Origin of the sequence: Sphingomonas kaistensis (genome assembly GCF_036884275.1) — a bacterium.
Classification (GTDB): Bacteria; Pseudomonadota; Alphaproteobacteria; order Sphingomonadales; family Sphingomonadaceae; genus Sphingomicrobium; species Sphingomicrobium kaistense_A.
Window position 1 is genome coordinate 322,536 of the sequence record NZ_CP145607.1, and the last position, 20,213, is coordinate 342,748.

General features: G+C 61.8%; 19 protein-coding genes and 1 tRNA gene. 9 read left to right on the forward strand and 11 right to left on the reverse strand.

Annotation, left to right across the window (positions count from 1 at the left end; genetic code table 11):
* Positions 1-12: 12 nt before the first annotated feature.
* The 8 genes from pstB to V6R86_RS01515 form a co-directional block, all read right to left on the reverse strand.
* Positions 13-759, reverse strand: a complete 747-nt coding sequence (gene pstB / locus V6R86_RS01480; protein WP_338505364.1) for a phosphate ABC transporter ATP-binding protein PstB — start codon at positions 757-759, stop codon at positions 13-15.
* A gap of 194 nt (positions 760-953) precedes the next feature.
* Positions 954-1,847, reverse strand: a complete 894-nt coding sequence (pstA, locus tag V6R86_RS01485) for a phosphate ABC transporter permease PstA (protein WP_338501415.1) — start codon at positions 1,845-1,847, stop codon at positions 954-956.
* Positions 1,840-3,234 carry a phosphate ABC transporter permease subunit PstC gene (gene pstC / locus V6R86_RS01490; RefSeq protein WP_338501417.1) on the reverse strand — a complete coding sequence of 465 codons (1,395 nt, stop codon included), beginning with the start codon at positions 3,232-3,234 and terminating at the stop codon, positions 1,840-1,842. Before pstC ends, pstA begins: the two co-directional genes overlap by 8 nt.
* Positions 3,235-3,247: 13 nt before the next feature.
* A complete protein-coding gene (locus tag V6R86_RS01495) occupies positions 3,248-4,279 on the reverse strand; it encodes a substrate-binding domain-containing protein (protein WP_338501419.1) in 1,032 nt (343 codons plus the stop codon).
* A 121-nt stretch (positions 4,280-4,400) separates the two neighbouring features.
* A complete protein-coding gene (locus V6R86_RS01500; protein ID WP_338501421.1) occupies positions 4,401-5,408 on the reverse strand; it encodes a sensor histidine kinase in 1,008 nt (335 codons plus the stop codon).
* 12 nt (positions 5,409-5,420) lie between these two features.
* Positions 5,421-5,876, reverse strand: a complete 456-nt coding sequence (locus tag V6R86_RS01505) for a hypothetical protein (RefSeq protein WP_338501423.1) — start codon at positions 5,874-5,876, stop codon at positions 5,421-5,423.
* Between the two features lie 78 nt (positions 5,877-5,954).
* Positions 5,955-6,299 (reverse strand): hypothetical protein, encoded by a 345-nt coding sequence (locus V6R86_RS01510; protein WP_338501425.1) that lies wholly within the window; start codon positions 6,297-6,299, stop codon positions 5,955-5,957.
* An 83-nt stretch (positions 6,300-6,382) separates the two neighbouring features.
* On the reverse strand, positions 6,383-6,910 hold the full coding sequence (locus V6R86_RS01515) for a helix-turn-helix transcriptional regulator (RefSeq protein WP_338501427.1): 528 nt from the start codon (positions 6,908-6,910) through the stop codon (positions 6,383-6,385).
* Positions 6,911-8,013: 1,103 nt separating this feature from the next.
* On the opposite strand from V6R86_RS01515, the gene V6R86_RS01520 reads away from it, so the two are divergent.
* The 8 genes from V6R86_RS01520 (at position 8,014) to V6R86_RS01555 (ending at position 14,906) form a co-directional block, all read left to right on the forward strand.
* Positions 8,014-8,169 carry a hypothetical protein gene (locus tag V6R86_RS01520; protein ID WP_338501428.1) on the forward strand — a complete coding sequence of 52 codons (156 nt, stop codon included), beginning with the start codon at positions 8,014-8,016 and terminating at the stop codon, positions 8,167-8,169.
* Positions 8,170-9,016: 847 nt separating this feature from the next.
* On the forward strand, positions 9,017-9,412 hold the full coding sequence (locus tag V6R86_RS01525; RefSeq protein ID WP_338501430.1) for a hypothetical protein: 396 nt from the start codon (positions 9,017-9,019) through the stop codon (positions 9,410-9,412).
* Positions 9,413-9,772: 360 nt separating this feature from the next.
* Positions 9,773-9,849, forward strand: a tRNA-Arg gene (locus V6R86_RS01530).
* Positions 9,850-9,974: 125 nt separating this feature from the next.
* Complete coding sequence (locus V6R86_RS01535) at positions 9,975-10,934, forward strand: alpha/beta hydrolase fold domain-containing protein (protein WP_338501431.1); 960 nt, start codon at positions 9,975-9,977, stop codon at positions 10,932-10,934.
* Positions 10,935-11,438: 504 nt separating this feature from the next.
* On the forward strand, positions 11,439-12,926 hold the full coding sequence (locus V6R86_RS01540) for a vanadium-dependent haloperoxidase (protein ID WP_338505366.1): 1,488 nt from the start codon (positions 11,439-11,441) through the stop codon (positions 12,924-12,926).
* A 443-nt stretch (positions 12,927-13,369) separates the two neighbouring features.
* Positions 13,370-14,143: a CPBP family intramembrane glutamic endopeptidase gene (locus V6R86_RS01545; RefSeq protein WP_338501432.1), complete on the forward strand. Its 774-nt coding sequence runs from the start codon at positions 13,370-13,372 to the stop codon at positions 14,141-14,143.
* The gene (locus V6R86_RS01550) at positions 14,140-14,604 is read left to right on the forward strand and encodes a hypothetical protein (protein ID WP_338501433.1); all 465 of its coding nucleotides are present in this window, start codon (positions 14,140-14,142) and stop codon (positions 14,602-14,604) included. The genes V6R86_RS01545 and V6R86_RS01550 overlap by 4 nt, the downstream gene beginning before the upstream one ends.
* On the forward strand, positions 14,601-14,906 hold the full coding sequence (locus V6R86_RS01555) for a transcriptional regulator (RefSeq protein ID WP_338501435.1): 306 nt from the start codon (positions 14,601-14,603) through the stop codon (positions 14,904-14,906). Before V6R86_RS01550 ends, V6R86_RS01555 begins: the two co-directional genes overlap by 4 nt.
* Before the next feature lie 227 nt (positions 14,907-15,133).
* Here the strand turns inward: V6R86_RS01555 and V6R86_RS01560 are convergent, their stop codons facing one another.
* Both V6R86_RS01560 and V6R86_RS01565 read right to left on the reverse strand, forming a co-directional pair.
* Positions 15,134-15,874 carry a phosphatase PAP2 family protein gene (locus V6R86_RS01560; RefSeq protein ID WP_338501437.1) on the reverse strand — a complete coding sequence of 247 codons (741 nt, stop codon included), beginning with the start codon at positions 15,872-15,874 and terminating at the stop codon, positions 15,134-15,136.
* Between the two features lie 49 nt (positions 15,875-15,923).
* Positions 15,924-16,745, reverse strand: a complete 822-nt coding sequence (locus V6R86_RS01565; RefSeq protein WP_338501439.1) for a hypothetical protein — start codon at positions 16,743-16,745, stop codon at positions 15,924-15,926.
* A 94-nt stretch (positions 16,746-16,839) separates the two neighbouring features.
* Here V6R86_RS01565 and V6R86_RS01570 point away from each other — a divergent pair, with 94 nt between their 5' ends.
* Complete coding sequence (locus V6R86_RS01570; protein WP_338501441.1) at positions 16,840-17,367, forward strand: hypothetical protein; 528 nt, start codon at positions 16,840-16,842, stop codon at positions 17,365-17,367.
* Between the two features lie 817 nt (positions 17,368-18,184).
* Here the strand turns inward: V6R86_RS01570 and V6R86_RS01575 are convergent.
* Positions 18,185-20,206 (reverse strand): response regulator, encoded by a 2,022-nt coding sequence (locus V6R86_RS01575; RefSeq protein WP_338501443.1) that lies wholly within the window; start codon positions 20,204-20,206, stop codon positions 18,185-18,187.
* Positions 20,207-20,213: the final 7 nt, after the last annotated feature.

Here is a 20,213-nt window from a genome sequence, read left to right on the forward strand (position 1 = left end):
TGTCCTGTCCCCTTAGCCGTAGCGGCCGGTGATATAATCCTGGGTGCGCTGCTCGCGCGGGTTGGTGAAGATCTCCTTGGTCTTGCCGTATTCGATCAGCTCACCAAGGTGGAAAAAGGCGGTCCGTTGGCTGACCCGCGCCGCCTGCTGCATGTTGTGGGTGACGATCGCGATGGCATAGCGGCCGCGCAGTTCGTGGATCAGTTCCTCGATCTTGGCGGTGGCGATCGGGTCGAGCGCCGAACAGGGCTCGTCCATCAAAATCACTTCGGGATCGACCGCAATGGCGCGCGCAATGCACAGCCGCTGCTGCTGCCCGCCCGACAAGGCGGTGCCGCTCTCGGCCAGCCGGTCCTTGACTTCGTCCCACAGACCCGCCCGGCGCAGGCTCTTTTCGACGATGGCCTCCAGCTCGTCCTTGCTGTCCGCCAGCCCGTGGATGCGCGGGCCGTAAGCGACATTCTCGAAAATCGACTTGGGGAACGGATTGGGCTTCTGGAACACCATGCCGACCCGGGCGCGAAGCTGCACCACGTCCATGTCTGGGCTACTGATGTCCTCGCCGTCGAGGGTAATGGTGCCCGTCACCCGCGCGCCCGCGATGGTGTCGTTCATGCGGTTGAGGCAGCGCAGGAAGGTCGACTTGCCGCAGCCCGACGGCCCGATGAAGGCGGTGACCTTGTCGTCGTGGACTTCGATCGACACGCCCTTCAGCGCTTCTTTCTCGCCATAGAACACGCGCACGTCCTCGGCGCGCATCTTCGGTGTGGTCGCGACATCGGCGGCGGCCGGGGTGACCACCCGCGGCTGTTCGCCCGGCGCCTGCGGTTCGCCGCCGTCGGTCGGCGCCAGCGGATCCTCGCGCGCTGCCTCGGCGGCAATCGCGGTCGAGGGAAACGGCACCGCCGAATTGGTGAGGATGGGTTCTTTTTCTTGGGTCATGTCAGGCGGCCTTACCAGCGGCGCTCGAAGCGGTTGCGAAGATAGATGGCGAGGCCGTTCATCAGCAGCATGAACAGCAACAGCACGATGATCGCCGCGCTGGTCTTCTCGACGAACGCGCGATCGACCTCGTCCGACCACAGGAAGATCTGCACCGGAAGCACCGTCGCGGGATCGACCACGCTGCCCGGCGGGGTGGCGATAAAGGCGCGCATGCCGATCATCAGCAGCGGCGCGGTTTCGCCCAGCGCGCGGGCCATGCCGATGATGGTGCCTGTCAGGATGCCGGGCAGCGCCAGCGGCAGGACATGGTGAAACACCACCTGCATCTTGGACGCGCCGACGCCCAGCGCCGCGTCGCGGATCGAGGGCGGCACCGCCTTGATTGCGTTGCGCCCGGCGATCACGATCACCGGCATGGTCATCAGCGCCAGCGTCAGGCCCCCGACCAAGGCGGCCGAGCGCGGCAGCTGCATGACGTTCAGGAACACCGCGAGGCCGAGCAAGCCGAAGATGATCGAGGGCACCGCGGCGAGATTGTTGATGCTGACCTCGATGAAATCGTTCCAGCGGTTCCGCTTGGCAAATTCCTCGAGATAGACCGCCGCCAGCACCCCGATCGGGAACGCCAGCGCCATGGTCACCATGATCGTCAGGAACGAGCCCTTGAGCGCCCCCCACACCCCGACCATCGCCGGATCGGTCGCATCACTGGCGGTCAGGAACGTCTCGCTGAACCCGCCCGCGCCGCGCACGGTCATGGTGATCAGCAGGAAGGCCAGGAACGCGAGGCTGATCAGCACCGCGGCCAGCCCCAGCGCCTTGAACCGGCGCTCGGCGGCATAGCGGCGCTTGACCCGGCGGGTCATCGCCTCGCTCGACCAGCGGCTTTGCGGCTTATTCATACGCTTCCCGATACTTGCGCACGACACGCAGCGCGATGAGGTTCAAGACCAAAGTCACCAGGAACAGCACCAGGCCGAGCGCGAAGGCGGCAAGGGTCTTGGGGCTGTCGAATTCCTGGTCACCGGTCAGAAGCTGGACGATCTGCGTCGTCACGGTGGTGACGCTACCGAACGGATTGGCGGTCAAGTTGGCGGCAAGGCCGGCGGCCATCACCACGATCATCGTCTCGCCGATCGCGCGGCTGACGGCCAGCAGGACGCCGCCGACCACGCCCGGTAGCGCGGCGGGGAGGATCACCTTGCGGATCGTCTCGGACCGCGTCGCGCCGAGCGCCAGGCTGCCGTCGCGCATCGCCTGCGGCACGGCGGCGATGCTGTCGTCGGCCATCGAGCTCACGAACGGAATGATCATCACGCCCATGACGAGACCCGCGGCCAGCGCACTTTCGCTCGACGCGCTGCTGATGCCGATCGACAGCCCGAGATCGCGCACCAGCGGCGCCACGGTCAGTGCGGCGAAATAGCCGTAGACCACCGTCGGCACGCCGGCGAGGATCTCGAGCAGGGGTTTCAGCACCTTGCGCAGCTTCGCCGGCGCATATTGCGTCAGGAAGATCGCGCTCATCAGGCCCAGCGGAATGGCCACGATCATGGCGATGATCGCACCGATGAAGATGGTGCCCCAGAACAGGGGGATCGACCCGAACGCGCCCGACGAGCCCGCCTGGTCGGCGCGGATGGCAACCTGCGGCGACCAGTTCAGCCCGAACAGGAAGTCGCTTGCCGGCACCTTCTGGAAAAAGCGGATCGTCTCGAACAATAGCGACAGGACGATGCCGAAGGTGGTCAGGATCGCGACCGTCGAGGCGGCGACCAGCAGGCCCATCAGCCACTTCTCGACCCCGGTTCGGGCGCGCAGGTCGAGGCTGATCCGCGACCAAGACCAGCCCGCTCCGGCCAGCGCCAGCAACAGCGCCAGCCCGCTCCCGATCAGGCTGTAGCGCCCGATCGCCGCCTGATATTCCGGCACCAGCGCCTGTGCCTGCGGATTAAAGGCGAGGTCCGAGCCTCCGGTCGCCACCGCGCGCGCTTCGGACAAGATCGAATCGCGGGCGAGGTCGAAGTCGGGCAGCGCCTGGCCGGCCGGGCTCGACAACACCGCGTCGGCGATCAGGCCCTGCTGGATCGGCGCCCAGGCGGCAAGGAACAGCAGGGCCGGAAGCGCCGCCCACAGAAAGGCATAGGCGCCGTGATAGTTGGGCAGGCTGTTAAGCCGCTGCCGGCCCGCTCCCGCACCGGCGCGCAGCGTCGTCGCCCGTCCGCGCGCCAGCACGAACGCAGCGGCGGCGACGCCGAGCACCAGGAGAAGACCGACAAACAGGCTCATGGGTTTGTGCCGCTTACTTCAGCGTCGCGCCGTCGAGCGGCGTCAGCCCGGTCGCGGCCGCATTGGACTTGGCGGCATCCTCGCCGACGAACGGCATCAGCCCGCGCTTCTCGAGCAGGCCGCCGGTGCTCCAGCCCTTGGCATATTCGGCCAGGAAGGCCTTGATCGCCGGCTTCACCGCCGCATGCTCGCCCTTCACGTAAACGTAGAGCTTGCGCGCACCCGGATAGCTGAGATCCTGGATGGTCGTCTCGGTCGGCAGCACGCCGCCGACCTCGACCGGGCGAACCTTGTCGGCATTCTGCTCAAGGAAGCTGTAGCCGAGCACACCGATGGTGCCGGGGTCGGCCTCGACCTTCTGCACCAGCAGATTGTCGTTCTCGCCCGCTTCGACGAACACGCCGTCCTCGCGGATCTTGGTGCACAGGTCCTTGTGCTTGGCCTCGTCGCTGGCTTTCAGCGCCTTCATCGCCGGATCGCTTTCGCAGCCCTTTGTCAGCATCAGTTCGGCAAAGCTGTCGCGGGTACCGCTGGTCGGCGGCGGGCCCATGACGCGGATCTTGATCGCGGGAAGCGCCGGATTGACGTCCTTCCAGGTCTGCGCCTTGTTCGGGCCCTTGCCATAGGGATTGGCGGCCACCGCGGCATAGATGTCGGCCAGCGTCAGCTTGAGCGGCGCGGCCTTGACCGATTCGATCAGCGTCAGGCCGTCGATCCCGATCGGCACCTCGATCACCTGCTTGGCACCGGCGGCGTTGCAGGCATCATACTCGCTCTTCTTCATCTGGCGCGAGGCGTTGACCATGTCGGGGAACTTCTGCCCGACGCCTTCGCAGAACAATTTGATGCCCGAGCCGGTCCCGGTCGATTCAACGATCACACTGGTGCCGGGATTGGCCTTTTGAAAGGCTTCGGCGATCGCAGTGGTGAAGGGATAGACCGTGGACGAACCGACGATCTTGATCTGCGACGCCGCATTGCTGCTGTTTCCGCCACAAGCGCTCAGCCCGAGGGCGAGCGGCACTGCAAGCCACAACTTGGTCATTGTCTCTTTGTCTCCCGAGGGCTGATTCGCCCGATCCGGCGCCTCTTGCCCCGCCGTCAGGAGCGCCATGTGACCGGTTGGTTACAAGCTTATGACAGCGCCCGGTTCTGGAAGGGGTGCGTTACGCCCGCGGAAGCCGAATCTCGACCTCGGTCCCCTCACCTTCGCGGCTGCGGATGTCGAGCAATCCGCGGTGGCGCTCGACGATCTGCGCGACGATGGCAAGGCCAAGTCCGGTTCCGCCGCCATCTCGGCTGCGGGCGGCATCGACCCGGTAGAAACGCTCGGTCAATCGCGGCAGGTGCGCTGTGGCAACACCCTCGCCCCAGTCCCGCACTGAAAGCCGTGCCCAACGCCCTTCTGACGCGACCGTCACCAGCACGCGCCCACCCTCCCCCCGGCAGCCGTAGCGCACCGCATTGCCAAGGAGATTATCGAGGAGCTGGCGAAGCTGGGCGGCATCACCGCGCACGCTTGCCGGCGGCTCCTCCAGTGCGAGATCGATTCGGCAGGACCGGCTGTCGGCAAGCGGCGCAGCCGCGGCGGCGGCATCGCCGACGAGGGTATCGAGCCGCACCTCGGAACTTGGCGCACTGAACCGGTCGGCCTCGATCCGCGACAGGCTCATCAGATCGCGGATGATGGTCATCATGCGGGTCGCCTGGGCGTGGATCTGGTCGCCGAACCGCCGCCGCAGGGGCTCGGGCAGATCGCCTTCCTCGCCCAGCGTCTCGGCATAGCCGAGCACCGTTGCGAGCGGCGTTCGCAGTTCATGACTGGCGTTGGCGACAAAATCGACCTGCGCCTTTTCCGCCGCGATCCGCGCCGAGCGGTCGATCAAGCGGACCAGCAGCAGCCCCTCCTGAAGGCTGGTCAGCACCACTTCGAAGTTGCGCTCAATCCCGCCGAGCCCGCGCACCTCGAACCGGCCGTCGCGGCCCGACAGAATGGCGTCGAGCGCTTGCGGCTGGCGGATGGCGAAGCGGATGTCCTGGTCGACCAGGCCCTCCCCCAACAGCGCGCGGGCGGCGCGGTTGGCGGCCTCGGTGCGTTGCCGGGCGACAAGCAACGCGGGCTCCTCGAGCGCGTCCAGCAGGGCTAGCACAAGGGGCGGCAGCGGCAGCGGCATGACGCCCGGGGGCTAGGTGATCGCTTGATCCGACGCAATGTCGTGCGCCGCCCGCCAACGCTCGACGATAGGCGTTCGCCAAGCCCCGATCGCGATCAGCAGCAGGATCGGATAGGACCAAAAGGCCAGCGCGGTGCCGAAGATCAATCCCGGCAGGTCGGGCGAAATGATCATCAGCAGATGGACGCTGGCGGTGGTCAGTTGAAGCGCCGCCACCCACATCGGCCAGAACCGCTCGGAACGCAGCGCGATGGTCAGAAACGCAAGAAAGATGAGCGCGTCGACCACGAACGCGGCGATGTCGAAGTCGGATTCGTGAATATCGAGCCCGTTGCCGACGAGCACCGTGACCGCGGTGCCGGCGACGCAGATGATGGCCGCCAGGCGCTCGTCGCTCCGGCCGCGCCACCAAGTCAGCGCGACCAAGCCTGCCAGAAGCAGATAGAATAGGATGACGCGGGGAGGCATGGATCCTTGACGCAGCTCAGGGCGCCGCCGGCGAGAAGGCCGGGGCACCCTGGGTTGGCAAAAGGCGAATTCGCCGGATCAGCCGACCGCTCGCAAGGTCGCGACCTGGGGCAGCGGCGGGCAATCCTGGCCGTCTCCGAAGGCGACGGTGCGCAGGCCCGGCACCTCCTGCTTGGCGCTGCGCAGCGCAGCGTGGCATTGCGCCATTCCGCCGCGAGCGTCGATCAGGCCCTGGAGCGAGACCACGACCTGCTCGAGCGCCGAGTGGCCGGTGGCGATGCCGACGCCGGCGACGGAGCGGGCGCGGATCATCCGGTTCTGGAGTTCGGCGAGCTCGATCAAAGCCGCCTCGATGCTGTCTTCGACCGCCCGCACCTGGTGGGCCACGTCCATTGCAGTCTGCTCGATAATCTGCCTGCGCATGAGCTCTCCTTGCCGGAAGCGCGTAGGCTTCCGGTCGTTGTCGTTGTTCATCCGCAAAAAAAGCCCGGGTGCAGGCCCGCCGGTCAGGGTTGAAGCAGCCGCGACAGGCTTTCCAGCCCCGCCAGCAGCATCCCCGCCGAGAAGCTGGACAGGATCGCAATGCCCGCGATCACCGCCAGCTTGGTGCCCGCGCTCCAGGTGTTGCGGACCTGTTGCGAAGTCGACCAAGGGAACAAGGGGGGCTGGGAGCGATCCGCGCTCTGCTCGGTTTCGAGACGAACCGTCCCGGCCCCCCTTGTGCGATCAGCGTGCCGAATCTGAGAACTGACCGCCCCCTCTGATTGAAGTGGGTCCGGTGTGGCGTCGATGTCCGGCGGTTGATGTATCAATCGTTGATATGTCTCTGGCGCCTCTGTTTCCACGCCGGCAGCGCGATCAAACATATCGACGATGCGCGCAGCCTCGCTGCGGCGGGTGACACCGAGAATGCGGATTGCACCGCGAACGCGTTGATCGACGGTATGGCTGGAGATGCCGAGCTCAGCGGCGATCTCCTTTGAACTGAGATGACGATTGACGAGGCGAAGCACTTCGAGCTGACCGCGGCTCAATCGAGCGCATCGGTCGCTGGCAGCCTGCCCGGCTGCGCCCGAAGAACTCGGCCCCCCGACCGGTTCATCTCCTGCCGTCGATCCGCAACCTGCTGAGGAAGTTGAGATCATGAACAGGGATTAGCAGATAACCAGGCCGGTCGTTACCCACAAAAAAAGCGTCGCCGAGCCAACATAAACGCCGGAAAACCGGGGATCTTCGGGACGTTACGGTAGGCCAATAAGTATCAGCCCTCAGGCGGAGGCCGGCTGACGAATCAGTTGTTAGGCAACACTGACCTTTTCGGTCACGAATAGTTCGTATCGGGGCAATTGATGGTGGAGAGGGCTGGATTCGAACCAGCGTACGCTTGCGCGGGCAGATTTACAGTCAAGCGATGCAAGCTTCGCTAACATTGCCGAACGATCGATATGAGCCTTAAATCATAGACTTAGCACATATTATCTCTTCGATATGGTTGTTGATCAATCGATCGAGTTACACCAACGATTACACAGGAATTGCACCGAACTCTCCAAGTCCTCTCAATGCCGCTACGTGGGAGAGGCGGTACGTCTGCTAAGCGCCCATTCTGGACTTTCATGGCGGCCGAGCAGCCGCCTCAAAGCGGTCGTCTGTTCAGCTCAGGCTATTTGCTCCTACGAGAGAGCGGCAACCCACGCTGCGAGAGCGATGGTAAGCGGGACAGCGATGAAAGCGAGCCTGTCGAGCAGCCTTTGCTTTCTCTTGCGTCGCTCCCTCTTGCGGCTCGAGTTCAATCCGGTCCTCCGAGATGGCAGTCAACGCGTGGCAAAGTGATCAGTCCGGTGCCGCTCAGATGCGGCAGGCTCGTGCTAAGCTGCGGTCGTTGTCGTAACGCTGAATGGAGCGGACGCCTGAAATGCGGAGCATTAGGCAGTTTATGTTGACCCCGCATGCGAAGGCCGTTGCTGAAGCTAATGTCTAATTACGACCATTGCGACATTCCAGTCGGCCGCCAACCCATCTCCCTTTGTACTTGCTGAACAAAGCGCTCACCGCTTTTTAAGCTACACTCGGTATGTGGCGCCGCATGAAAAGCCCGCTTCAACGAGCCATGGAACTAGCGCCCGAGTGCAGCACGATGGCCGAGCTGCACAAGCGCCTAAAGGCTGAGGGCTTTGAGAACCTTGATCCGCATATCGGCGGGCTCGGGACGAAGCGACAGCTGCGCTCCCTCTTCAATGCCGGCCAGGGCGTTCACAGTAACTGGAACCGGAAGCAGGCTGAGGAGCGCTAGGCGAGCACTCAACCCGGCTCATTCCCTGCTGCCCCTATTGGCTTTCCCAGTGGGAGCAGGAGCCGGTTGCGCTCTTGCAGGGACGATCGCAAGGCGCCTTAAACCAAGCCAGATCTCGCATTGGCATTTGTTCTGGTCCGCGACCGCAGCGATAGCTGCATCAAGACCGTCAGCTTGGATCCACGTGCCCCAGGTAATCTTGCCCTCCCCATCAAGGAGGTACACCCGATATTCCGTCATGATTTCCCCCGCATGGCTCGCCCCTTGGCGAGACGTGCTATTCCGCGGCTGTCTAGCGACGGCAGATAAATCGTGCCTTAACAATAGTTTGGCGCTCGTAGCGCTCGCTTCCGCCTTCAATTGCCTTGCGCAACCGTTCCTGTCTTATTCTCAGGGCTTGGTGCGTCGAATCGATACAAATTACCTGCGAACGCTTGCCCTAAAGACGATCGAAGAAGCAGCTGCGGCTTCGCACCTCGGCCCAGTTCCTCGCACTCGTGGGCTTGCCCTCGCATTGGCTTGGCTTCGGCACGCCGCCACTGATGACGTGCTGCCGCTCTGGCCTTTGAAGAGCTTCTGGGAAGCTCTAAACACCAGGCGGACGCACGATCGGTGGTCAGCCGTCAATGCAGCAGCGAACGCTATCTACCTCGCTGTGGGAGTGGAGCGACCCCTCGCCGCGATCTCCGCATTCGAATGCCGATCGCGGGCATCGAGCTAATGTCTGCTATCGACCCATTGCGGACATTAGTGAGACCGCTCAACAACGCTCCGTTAGCGCCTACACCAAGCGTGACCACGAATGAGCAGAAGCCATGATTATCCAGTGCTTACATAACCTAAAAACATGACCGAAACTCCGCCGCCGCCGCCTATCCGCCCGCCCGCAAACACGGAGCTATTAGCTCCCGGTGCTGCGTATACGCGGGCCGATATAAGGCTTCTCTTTCCTATTCTGTCGAGCTTCCTCTCGATAGCCGCAATTCAGGACGCCGACGTTATCTTCGGCTCTGTAGATGAAGCTTTAGGGCTTTGGGAACGGAGCGAAGTAGGGCTTCAGAGCGCCGAGATTAAGGATCGGCTGATTAAAGAGGCTCTCAACTTTGATGAACGGTTTCCGGAGTCAAGTCCGCTGCGAGTTGCGGCTTGGAAGGCAGCGGGCGCGAACTGGCATGCCGAGTGTTCGATCACGCAGATCCTGAGCTTCCTGATTGATATGCCACCCTCCACTGAGGCTATCTAAGTCTCGGCGAGAGGCTTACCTTCCGCCCTCCTTTGTCGCGGGATGCACGAAATCACAGGTCTGCTTTCCACCCAAAGCGGACATCAGGAGGGCAGCGGCGCTTTCGCAACAGCCGCAAAGTTCTTTGCTATGACGAGGGGTAAGCCCTTCCAAGAAGCCGCTTCTGCCTTACGTCAGGCCCATGAGCCTGCGGTGCCTCTTGAACGTCCATCGGCCGATGTTGACCTCGATCGTCCGCAGGGCCGATCGGTTTACCGCACTGTGTGACGATTGCGGTTCCATCATCGAGCGCTCGGACGTGAGCCGATGGGCAAGGTCAGAGCCCCTGGCGTCAGCATGCGACCAGGCGGCCTTGGCGGACCGCTCCTAGCTCAACTGGATAGAGCGTCGGGCTTCGAACCCGAAGGTTGGGGGTTCGAGCCCCTCGGAGCGGGCCAGCCTCAATGTCTGTTTTGGGTGGAAAGCGGACATGACGATTGGAAGGTATTGGTCCCACCTGTGAGCTTCGGCGTTACGAAGGTCAGCGAAAGGACAGGTGACCTATATGCGGAATGAGACCTTGATGAAGGCGGGCGTAGCAACCGGCGCTGCCGTTGCCCTTGGAGCCGGTGCGACGGCGATTGCAAGGCGACGCGGCTTTAATCTCCGAGGGTGGGCGCTTTACAACTTCGCCAAACTCGTTGCGCCGAACCTCTCCGACCCGCGTGTGCTGAGGAAGACTATTCAGAAGGACCGGGAGACTGGCCCCGCTCGCCCACCTAAGAAGATGCTGAAGAAGATAGATTTCAGCGAAGGGATGGAGCACGGGCTGCTTGTTTTCCGAGCGACGAGGAAAGGCGGCGCAACTTCTGCGCTCAAGCTGCTCTATCTGCACGGTGGCGCATACGTGTTGGACTTTCAGGAAATCCAATGGAACTTGGTCGCGGGTTTGCTCGAACGCGTGGACGCTGAAGTCATCGCGCCGATATACCCGCTCGGACCAGAAGCGAGTTGGCGTGAAACCACAGGCGCGGTGAGGGCACAGTATCTCGCGGCAGTCGAGCAATACGGTGCCGACAACATCATTGTGATGGGGGACTCCGCTGGCGGAGGACTTGCCTTATTGCTTGCGCAAGCGATGCGCGACGAAGGATTGCCGCAGCCCAAGGCACTTGTTCTATTCTCGCCGGCTCTGGACGTCGCCGGACTCGGGGAAGACCAACCCGCGTTAGAGAAGCGCGACCCTGCACTCTCTCTGCGACTTCTCCACGAAATCGGGCCGATGTGGCTGAAGGGTCTCCCTGCTGATGACCCTCGTGTTAGCCCCTTGTTCGCAAGTCAGGAAAACCTTCCGCCAACAATTATATTTAGCGGCGACCGCGAAATCCTCCATTCGGATGCGCTTAGACTCAAACAGAAGAATCCGGCAGTTGAGCATCGGGCGTATCCCGAGATGATGCACGTCTTTCCTGTCAGCCCGCTGAGGGAGGCGAAGCAGGCGCTCGCTGAGGCAGCAGCATTCATTGAGCGCCACAGAAAGTAAGATTCGAGGTAGCCGGAACGTCCGCTCTGGGTCGAAAGCGGACATTCAGGCGGCGGCTGAACGGATGGCCGCTTTTCAGGCTTAGTCGCGATGACCGGACGGTCTCTTGGCGGCCAGCTCCGGTTGTTCGGCTAAGCGCCCTTGCCGGACGCTCCGGAGGACCTCCTTGGCTCCCGTGAGCCGACGTTCATTCAGCTAAGTGGCTAATGCCCTTTACAACCCGTTGCGGACATTCGCTTATGCGTTAGCCTGGCCAAAGACGTCTCGCCACAAACATCTTCTTTCCGCGGGAGGCAAGAGCGACCCCTGTTGAAGCAAACACTCGTAATTGGTACGTCGGACCTGGCATCTGTGTTTTTCGGCCTCGCGGCGGCGGAGCAGTTGCCTGCACGTCCGCGAGCACCAAACTGCCGCTCGTCACCAGAAGAAGACATCGCAGCTATTACGGCGATCTAGTGCAAATCGAATAATATAACTCCTTATTAACGCTCATCAAATTTGTTGATGATCGATAGCAAGAATGATAGCATTTCTGTTGTGCAAGCTTGGGAGGCTCTTGTGTCGCACGGAAGCACGATCAACCGTTGGAACGATTTGATTCTTTCGCTGCTGGAAGTTGCTACCAACGAGCCAAGCCTGCGAATGGGACCGCCTATGGTCGCTCGAGCTTTGGCTATGATCTACAGCGCAGCCTATCAGGCGTGGTCACCTTTCAGCGACAATGCGAAACCGTATCTGCCAGGAGGGCCTTCACGTCGTCCCCAGCCGCAAAGGACAGAGCAAAACAAGGCGGTAGCGGTTAGCTACGCGATATACAGAACCTCATTGGATTTGTTCAACCATCCAGTGCTGATTTCAATGTTACGCGAGCAGATGATTGCAATTGGATTAGATCCAAACGACGCCTCGACTAGCGGCAATGTGCCATCTGCGGTCGGAAACAATGCCGCAGCAGCGGTGTTAGCGTCTCGGCAGAACGACAATTCTAATCAAGATGGTACGATGGCCGGCAGTTCCAATCCGGGACAGCCTTATGGTGATTACACTGATTACAAGGCTTTCAACAATGCTGGCCTCGCGTTCGGCGCTACGTTGCGGCGCCACGTAAAAGACGTTCGCCGATGGCAGCCGCTAAGCTACATCGATCCGCTAGGAGGGGAGGTTAAGACTCCTGGGTACATCGCGCCGCATTGGGGCAATGTAACACCATTCTCGTTGACGACTGGCTCGCAATTCCGTCCTGCACCTCCAGCTGGATGGACGCCTGACGCTCCGAGTTTGGCGCTCAATCAAGCGTTTCTGGACCAAGCTCGCTATGTAGTTGAGGTCCAGAACGAACTTACTCTCGAACAAAAGATCATAGCTGAGTTCTGGGCGGACGGGCCGCGCTCATGGCTTCCGCCAGGACACTGGTGCGAAATCGCGGGGCTCGTCTCCAAGCATTACCGGTACAGCATCGATGATGACGCCAAGCTTTTCTTCGCGCTGACCAATGCCATATTAGACGCGAGCATCGCCACGTGGGAAGCCAAGCGCTTCTACGACTACGCGCGTCCAATCACCGCCATTCGCTGGCTTTATGCCGGGTTCAAAATCAATGCTTGGGCTGGGCCAGGACTGGGTACCAACCTTATCGACGGCGAGCGCTGGCGGCCATACCAGAAGGACACGTTCCCGACACCGCCTTTCCCTGAGTATACATCGGGTCACAGCGCCTTCAGCATGGCTGCCGCTGTGGTCTTGGCCGCTTACACCAAGAGTGATCGCTTCACACTGCAACACATTCAAGAAGTGCCACTTGCCGCTGAGCCAGAAATAGCTGGGCTACCTGTCACGCTTACCTGGAACAGCTTTTCGGAAGCTGCTTTTAGCGCAGGTGAGTCTAGGCTTTTTGGCGGAATTCACTTTTTCGAGGGCAACGTGCAAGGTCTTGAGCTAGGTAGAAAGGTGGGATTGGCCGCTTGGGCAAAGGCCCAAACGTACTTCGCTTAAGGTGCCCGGCCTCAGCTGAAATGTTGTCTCCACGGCGGCAACGCTTAGATTACATCTGGAAGCGGCCTGTCCGCTGAAGGCAATGAGCAGCCGTAGGGCCGGGAAGGCTAAGTAGCGCCCCTAGCGGACGCTCGACGGGATTGGGTGTCAGCCCGGAATCGGACGGCCGTTCATAACAAGAAATCAATGCTTAAAACGTTCGCCGCTCCAAGGCGTTGATCCTAGAGTAACTGCCGTCCACCTCCGCAGTTGCGGCCGGCCACCACCTAGAGGCAGGCGGCACGTCGCCCAGACTATTGAAACCCCGCCCCACGAGCCAATCGGCATACCGCACGATCATTTTGGCGCTCCGAGTCTGATCAGCGGGCGGAACCTTGATGACTTGCCAGATTGGAAAGTGACGGCTAATCACTTTCCAAGCCGGAAAGTAAAGGTTTCGAATTATGCAAAATGTCGCGATCGTGACGCTCGTCGTCATCCTTGGACTGATTGGCTGGCTGTCGCTCAAGGACGCCAGAGATTATCAAGAGTTCAAGAATGCGCAGGACGAAGATTCCCGGCTCGCCTTCTATCGGCGCTGGACGATCTACCCGATGCTTCTCTTCGGCTTCGGCGGGGCTGCGCTACTGGCCTGGCTTGGTCGAACCGATGCGCTGACCGGCCTTCCGAGCGAATTTGCGGCGGCTGCAGCCCGCTTTTCGAGCGCGCAAGAGCCGGCTGCGGCCGCAACTAGCGAAACGATGCTCGGCATGGCGCTCGGGATGACCCTTGGTCTCGTCGTGACCTTTTACATCTGGCGCGCGCGCCTGCGAGCGGCACGACGGCCGATCGGTGATATAGAGGCGCTTCTTCCGCGCACCCGCCGGGAAGTCCTCGCGGCCATCCCGCTGTCGATCAACGCGGGGATTAGTGAAGAGATCTTCTTTCGCGCGGCGCTCCCTATGCTGGCGTTCGTGGCAACCGGGTCCGTGCCCCTGTCGTTCGCCATTTCGATTGTCTCGTTCGGAATCGCTCACTGGTACCAGGGCTTCAAAGGCGTTCTCGCGACCACTGCCATGGGCGCGCTGTTTGCCTATCTGTACCTGTCGAGCGGATCTCTGTTGAAGCCGATCCTGATCCACATCCTGATCGATCTGGTGGCGCTTGCAATCCGCCCTGCCTGGTCGATCCGCATGAACCGAAAGCTAGTCTCCTCTCAAAAGGAAGTCGCGCTGTGAGCGTGTCCGACAAGAATGCCAACGAGGCGGCAGCGGCGCTCCGAGCGCTCGACGCCGCCAACCTCCGGCTTGCCGAACGCATGCGCTGGCCCCTTTGGCGGCATGCTTCGGCCGGTCTTCTCCTCGCCCTCATGCTGGCGGCGATTGCGCTTCAACCATCGCCCCTCGGCTTTGCCCTGTTCGGCGTGGCGATGCTCCTGACCCTCGCCATCGCTCGCGACGACAAGAAGCGCCATGGCATGTTCGTCAGCGGCTATCAGCGCGGCCGCACGGCGTGGGTCATGGCGGCAGTCCTGCTCCTCTTCATCGGCTGCGTAGTTCTAGTGCTTTCGCTGCCAGCCCGCTCGCTGGACGAAATCCGGCTGTGGCTGACAATGCTCGCGCTGTTCGTTGCCACGACGGGGCTCAGCCTAGTGTGGGAGCGGGTCTATCGCGCCGAAATTCAGCGGAAGTTGTCATGAAGGCAGCGCTCGACGATATGCTCCACGCGCCCGTGCGGCTGCAGATCGGCGCATTCCTGTTGCGCGCCGACGAGGCGGAATTCGCAGTCCTGCGCGAGCTCGCCGAAGTCAGCGATTCTGTTTTGTCAAAGCACCTGTCAGCACTTTCCGAGGCTGGCTATGTGTCCTTGCGAAAGGCCGCCCGAGAAGGGCGGCAACGAACTTGGGTCGCATTCACAGCGAACGGCCGGAATGCCTTTCGGGGGCATCTAAAGGCACTGCAAGCGATGATGACGGCGGCCGAGGCACAATCAAACGATTAACCAGTCTTCTCTCTGGGCCGCTTGTTTAGGCGTCAAGCGTGTCTCCTCGTCTCACATCCCCGATTGGCCCGTCAGCACACTTCGGTCGCTCTCGCTCTGGCGTGCCCTCTTGGTCACTTCCGCTCTGGGGCACCTGACTGGGCGTTCGTGTGAGGGACCGGAATTACAACTTTGCGGCCCTTGCGGCCTCAGAGCGGCCGCGACCACCCCTGCAAGCGGCTGTTCCTTCAGCCGCCCTTTCGCTCGCGTTGGAAAAGTTTTGCCGTCAGTGAGCATAGGACCGCCCAGAGGGCACCAATGCCCCATCCGGCGAGAACATCGCTCGGCCAATGCACTCCCAGAAAAACGCGGGTCATTCCAACCATCAGCGTCAAGATGATGGCTGCTCCCACGAGGTAGAGGCGGACCGCAACCCGTTCTTGGGTTCTCGCAATCAATGTCGCGAGGGTGAGATACACCATGGCCGAATTCATGGCGTGTCCGCTCGGGAAGCTGGTCGATGCCGCCTCAATGAGATGCGGAACGATTTCCGGACGAGGGCGGACGAAGAACGATTTGAGCGCCGCGCTGGCGCTCGCACCACTGGCAACCGCTGCCGCAACAAATGCGGCGGTCCTGCCGCTTCGGCTAACCACGAGAAAGCCCACGACCAGCACGGTTATCAAGGTCAAAACGGTGACCCCGCCGATCGCAGTGATGTCGAGAACGATCCGAGGAAGCCAGTGCGGACCGATCGGCGTTGCGGGGTCATGGGCGAGCCGCAAGCTGAGCAAAACAGTCTTGTCGAAAGCGAAGATGTCGCCTTCCAACACTTCTGACCCCAGCCAGAAGAGGGCCATTAGAGTGACCGCGACCGTCAGGAAGCTGAGAAGGACCTTGCTGTCGAGCCGATGAGGACCGCTGACAAGATCTGTCAGTGGCGACCGAGCGCATTTTCGCAAGAGGTCGCTGTTCGTCGGCTTCATCATCTGCCCACCTCACGACGACTGTTGCTGGCCTGCAATTCCTCAAGCGTCCTCACTGGGCAGCGACTTTCTCTTGCGGGTGCTTGCCAGCTCGCTGAGGGACTACGAGTATCAGGAGGAGTATTGCGCCAGCTAGGACGGCAGTGGCGAGTGGCCGGCTAAATTCCAGGCCGCCCTTTGCGACCGGTTTGTCGAGGAAATCACCGACGGTCGCGCCAAGTGGTCGCGTGAGAATGAACGCTGCCCAGAATAATAGGACCCGCGAGATCCCGGTTGTGAAGTAGAGCGCCGCCAGGACAGCGAGCGCGCCGCCGAACACCAGGGCAGCGCCCGAATAGCCGAGGCTTCCGTCGGCCACCCAATCGCCAAGCGCGGTGCCAAGCGTTTGCGAGAAAGTGATCGTGATCCAGTAGAAGGTCTCTGCTTCCGCCGTGGCGATGCGGTTGACGTCGACGCTGCCGAGCGCACGATGCCAGGTGAAGAGGGAGGCGAGGACGAGACCGAAGAGCAACAGTGAGCCGCCGGGGTAGCCGAGGCCGATCGAGCGGGTGGCGAAATCCGCCAGTGTCGTGCCGGCAGTGGTCGAGGCGATGATGGTCGCCCAGTAAAGCCACGGATTGAAGCGTCTCGCGCGGACCTGCAACGAGACCAGCGCGATTAGTAGAAAGCCGAAGATGGCGGTGCCGACGAGATAGCCGTTGAAGCCGCTACTGCCGGCGTTGGGCGTGGTCTCGCCGAGCCAAGTCATGCTGACAGCATCGCCGCCGGTCTCGCCAAGGGTGGTGGCGAGGACCTTGATGACCCAGAAGCCAAGGGTGACGGCAGGGACTTTGCCCACATGCCCTGCGGCACCATCAGCGACATCATCACGCATGTCTTACTCCTCGCAACCCCCGATCGACGACAAAGTGACGACAGTCGAAAAAGGCCATAAGCAGCCGCGTAAGCGAACAACATTTTGAGGTGAGATGAGGGAGACGCCAAAAATTTCGGAGCGACGGAGAACGCTGGGCGATATTTTCCCGGCAGTATTGGCAATCGCCTTTCAGGCCCTGGCCTGCGCCTATTTCGTTGGTGACGCGCTGCTAGACCAGAGTGATGCAGCCATGTCCGGCCCCGCTTCCATCTTCGAGATCATGATCGCCATGGCCTTGATGGCAGGGATCATCTTGGGGTCGGCTTACATCGTGCGCCTCATCCGTGAGGCCCGGATCCGCGAAGCCAGCCTCGAGATCGCGCGTGGTGCGCTGTCGCGCGTCCTCTCGCAGCGGTTCGTGGATTGGGGCCTCTCCGCTGCGGAGGCCGAAGTCGCCCTTTTCGCGCTAAAAGGTTGCACGGTCGCCGAGATCGCCACGATGCGGGCCGCAGCGCAGGGGACCGTGCGCGCCCAACTCAGCCAAGTTTATTCCAAGGCCGGTGTTTCGAGCCAGCCCATGCTGATGTCGTTATTTCTCGAAGACCTGATGACCGGCACGGACCTCCCGCTGCAAGCCTAAGCTTCAAAAGCCGATACATCCCTATAGCTCGAAGACCGGAAAGCTGCCGGAATGATATCGGTCTTGCCCGAATGTTCCTGTTAAGTTCTTTGAGGTCATGCGGCGAATCAATGAGGCATACCTGCGCAAACTAGCCTCGGAAGCGATCGAAGAGGCGGCAGCGGCTTCTCATGTCGTCCAGTCCGCCGCTCTCGAGGGCTGGCCCTTGCTCTCGCATGGCTTAGGCGCCGGGACGGAGACGATGTATTGCCTCTCTGGCCCTTCAAGAGCTTCTGGGATGGCTTGGTGAGCGAGCGCCCGCATGATCGCTGGGCAGCGGTCAACGCTGCCGCGAACGCTATCTACCTGGCTCTTGGAGCCCGACGAGATCCAGCGCTCATCTCCTTGTTCGAATGCAAACAAAGGCAGCCATGATGCCTGCTCTGGGTCGAAAGCGGACATCAGGCCGGCGGGCGTATGACGCGCCAATTAAGCTTCGCCGCGAATGCCGGACGGTCTCCTCCGGCCACTTTCAGCCGGTTAGCTTCCCGGTTTAGAGTCGTCTGATTGATTGCCTTCAAAGCGGGCCCGGATCTCGTCCTCGCCCATTCGTTTGAAGTTGCCAGGCAACCTTACCCGGCCGCGAAGGAAGCCAAGCCGCTGTTTCGGCTTCGGCGTCTTGTCACTTTCAGCGGCCTCATTCCTCATAGAGATTATTTACTCGCCGCGGATTGCGATCGCCAAGGGTGCACGGCGGCAAACAGCGATTTCCCGCTACAAGCTGCCGGTCCGCATTCGGCCAAATGCAGACCTCCGTGCCGGTTCAACCCAGTGCCCGTCAATGATGGTTAGCGGAAGGGCCAGACGTTCCATCCTGCTGCTGATGCCGCTCCGAACGGCGAACGGCGGAGGTTAGCGCTGCGGCGAGGACTTCTAGTTCAAAGGGTTTGCTCAAAATGGCTACGTCGGTCGGACGCTCCCCAATCTCCTCGGGATCGGCGTAGCCGGTGATCAGAAGGGCGGGCAGGTTCGGCAGCACTTGCCGGGCTTTGGCTAGGAGGTCCGTTCCGCTGAGTTGAGGCATGGCGTAGTCGCTCAGCAGGATGTCGATGTCGCGCCTGCCTTCGAGGATGGTGAGCGCTTCCGCGCCTGACGAGGCTTCAATGATGTCGTGGCCAAGCTCGCGCAAAAGCGCTGCCGTGGTCTCGCGCACCTCAGGGTGATCGTCGACAAGCAGGACTGAAAGCGAAGGCTGATCCTCGGCCAGCCTCATGGGCATGGAAGCAGTCGAAGGCTTGTCGTCTATCGAGGTCTGTGGCAGCCACAGGGTAGCTGTTGTCCCTGTCTTGCCTTCGCTGCCAATCGCGAAGGTGCCGCCGGATTGCCGCGCGAAACCGTAGACCATGCTGAGGCCGAGGCCCGTGCCCTTGCCGACCGGCTTGGTCGTAAAGAAGGGCTCAAGCACCTTGTCCGCGATTTCGGCCGGGATGCCGCTGCCCTGATCCACTACTTCCAGCTTGACGTAAGTGCCGGCTTCGAGGTTCAGCTTGTTCCCGGGGGCGATCTCCTGCGTGTCGGCGGAGATGGTGATGGTGCCGCCGTCAGGCATGGCATCGCGGGCGTTGATGACGAGGTTCATCAGCGCCAGTTCAAGCTGCGATCGGTCGGCGAAGGCGCACCAGCCGTCTTGCGGCAGGCGCCAGTCCAGCTCGACGAGCCCGCCGAGCGTGTGACTCAGAAGATCGTTCACTCCCTTGTGCAGGGAAAGGATGTCGACCGGCGTCGGCTGCAGCTGTTGCTGCCGGGCGAAGGCGAGCAGTCGCCGGACGAGCTCGGAGCCCTGGTCCGCTGCGCGTTTGGTCATGCTGAGGATCTTCAGATGCTCTTCACCAAGTCCTGCGCGACGTTCGATCAAGCCGATGCCGCCGAGTACCGCCGCCAGCAAATTGTTGAAATCGTGCGCGATACCGCCGGTGAGCTTGCCGATCGCGTCCATCTTCTGGGCGTGCACCAGCTGGCTTTCCAGGGCCCGACGCTCGGTGACGTCGGTCAGCGTTCCGGCAAATTCCAGCGGCGCACCCTTAGCATCGGTCAGTAGTACGGCCTGGTCGTGGAAATGCTTGTAGCTGCCGTCGGCGCAGCGCCAGCGATACTCCACCGATAGCTTGCCCGTTCGTCCGCGTTCCTCGACGGCGCGCAGCACGCGGTCGCGGTCGTCCTCGTGCAGCCGCTCGGCCCACATGCTCGGCTTCTGCAGCACTTCGGCGAACGGATAGCCGGTGATCGCTTCGAAACTGCCGCTGACGAAGGTCGGGCAGCGGATCTCGCAGTCGAGGGGTTCGAGGTAGAGGACGATCGGCAGCGACTCGATGATCGCGGCCTGCCGCTGCTCCGCGCGCCTGAGGTCCTGCTCCGCCCGCAACAGCTCCGCATTGGCGCGGAGATTGGCGTCGAGCAGCTCCTGCTCCTGCTGGGCCTTGCGCTCGATCTCGCGGGTCTTGGCGAAAAGGTCGACGAACACAGCGACCTTGGAGCGCAGCACAATGGGATCGACCGGTTTGAACACATAATCGACAGCGCCCATCGAATAGCCGCGGATAAGGTGCTCCGTTTCCTTGTTCACCGCCGACAGAAATACGATCGGAATTCGTTTTGTCTGATCGCGGCTGCGGATGATCTGGGCGGTCTCGTAGCCGTCCATGCCGGGCATATAGACGTCGAGCAGGATGACAGCGAAATCCCCCTTGAGAAGGTGCCGCAGCGCCTCCTCGCCGGACCGCGCGACGACGATCTCTCCAACGTCCTCCAGCACCGTTTCGATGGCGAGCAGGTTGCGCTCGTCATCGTCGACAACGAGCACCCGAGGC

Bases quoted from the DNA above. Each gene is read 5' to 3' on its own strand.
- pstB (WP_338505364.1), bottom strand. From the start codon at position 759: ATGCGCGCCGAGGACGTGCGCGTGTTCTATGGCGAGAAAGAAGCGCTG.
- pstA (WP_338501415.1), bottom strand. From the start codon at position 1,847: ATGAATAAGCCGCAAAGCCGCTGGTCGAGCGAGGCGATGACCCGCCGG.
- pstC (WP_338501417.1), bottom strand. From the start codon at position 3,234: ATGAGCCTGTTTGTCGGTCTTCTCCTGGTGCTCGGCGTCGCCGCCGCT.
- V6R86_RS01495 (WP_338501419.1), bottom strand. From the start codon at position 4,279: ATGACCAAGTTGTGGCTTGCAGTGCCGCTCGCCCTCGGGCTGAGCGCT.
- V6R86_RS01500 (WP_338501421.1), bottom strand. From the start codon at position 5,408: ATGCCGCTGCCGCTGCCGCCCCTTGTGCTAGCCCTGCTGGACGCGCTC.
- V6R86_RS01505 (WP_338501423.1), bottom strand. From the start codon at position 5,876: ATGCCTCCCCGCGTCATCCTATTCTATCTGCTTCTGGCAGGCTTGGTC.
- V6R86_RS01510 (WP_338501425.1), bottom strand. From the start codon at position 6,299: ATGCGCAGGCAGATTATCGAGCAGACTGCAATGGACGTGGCCCACCAG.
- V6R86_RS01520 (WP_338501428.1), top strand. From the start codon at position 8,014: ATGGCCGAGCTGCACAAGCGCCTAAAGGCTGAGGGCTTTGAGAACCTT.
- V6R86_RS01525 (WP_338501430.1), top strand. From the start codon at position 9,017: ATGACCGAAACTCCGCCGCCGCCGCCTATCCGCCCGCCCGCAAACACG.
- V6R86_RS01535 (WP_338501431.1), top strand. From the start codon at position 9,975: ATGAAGGCGGGCGTAGCAACCGGCGCTGCCGTTGCCCTTGGAGCCGGT.
- V6R86_RS01540 (WP_338505366.1), top strand. From the start codon at position 11,439: ATGATCGATAGCAAGAATGATAGCATTTCTGTTGTGCAAGCTTGGGAG.
- V6R86_RS01545 (WP_338501432.1), top strand. From the start codon at position 13,370: ATGCAAAATGTCGCGATCGTGACGCTCGTCGTCATCCTTGGACTGATT.
- V6R86_RS01555 (WP_338501435.1), top strand. From the start codon at position 14,601: ATGAAGGCAGCGCTCGACGATATGCTCCACGCGCCCGTGCGGCTGCAG.
- V6R86_RS01560 (WP_338501437.1), bottom strand. From the start codon at position 15,874: ATGATGAAGCCGACGAACAGCGACCTCTTGCGAAAATGCGCTCGGTCG.
- V6R86_RS01565 (WP_338501439.1), bottom strand. From the start codon at position 16,745: ATGCGTGATGATGTCGCTGATGGTGCCGCAGGGCATGTGGGCAAAGTC.
- V6R86_RS01570 (WP_338501441.1), top strand. From the start codon at position 16,840: ATGAGGGAGACGCCAAAAATTTCGGAGCGACGGAGAACGCTGGGCGAT.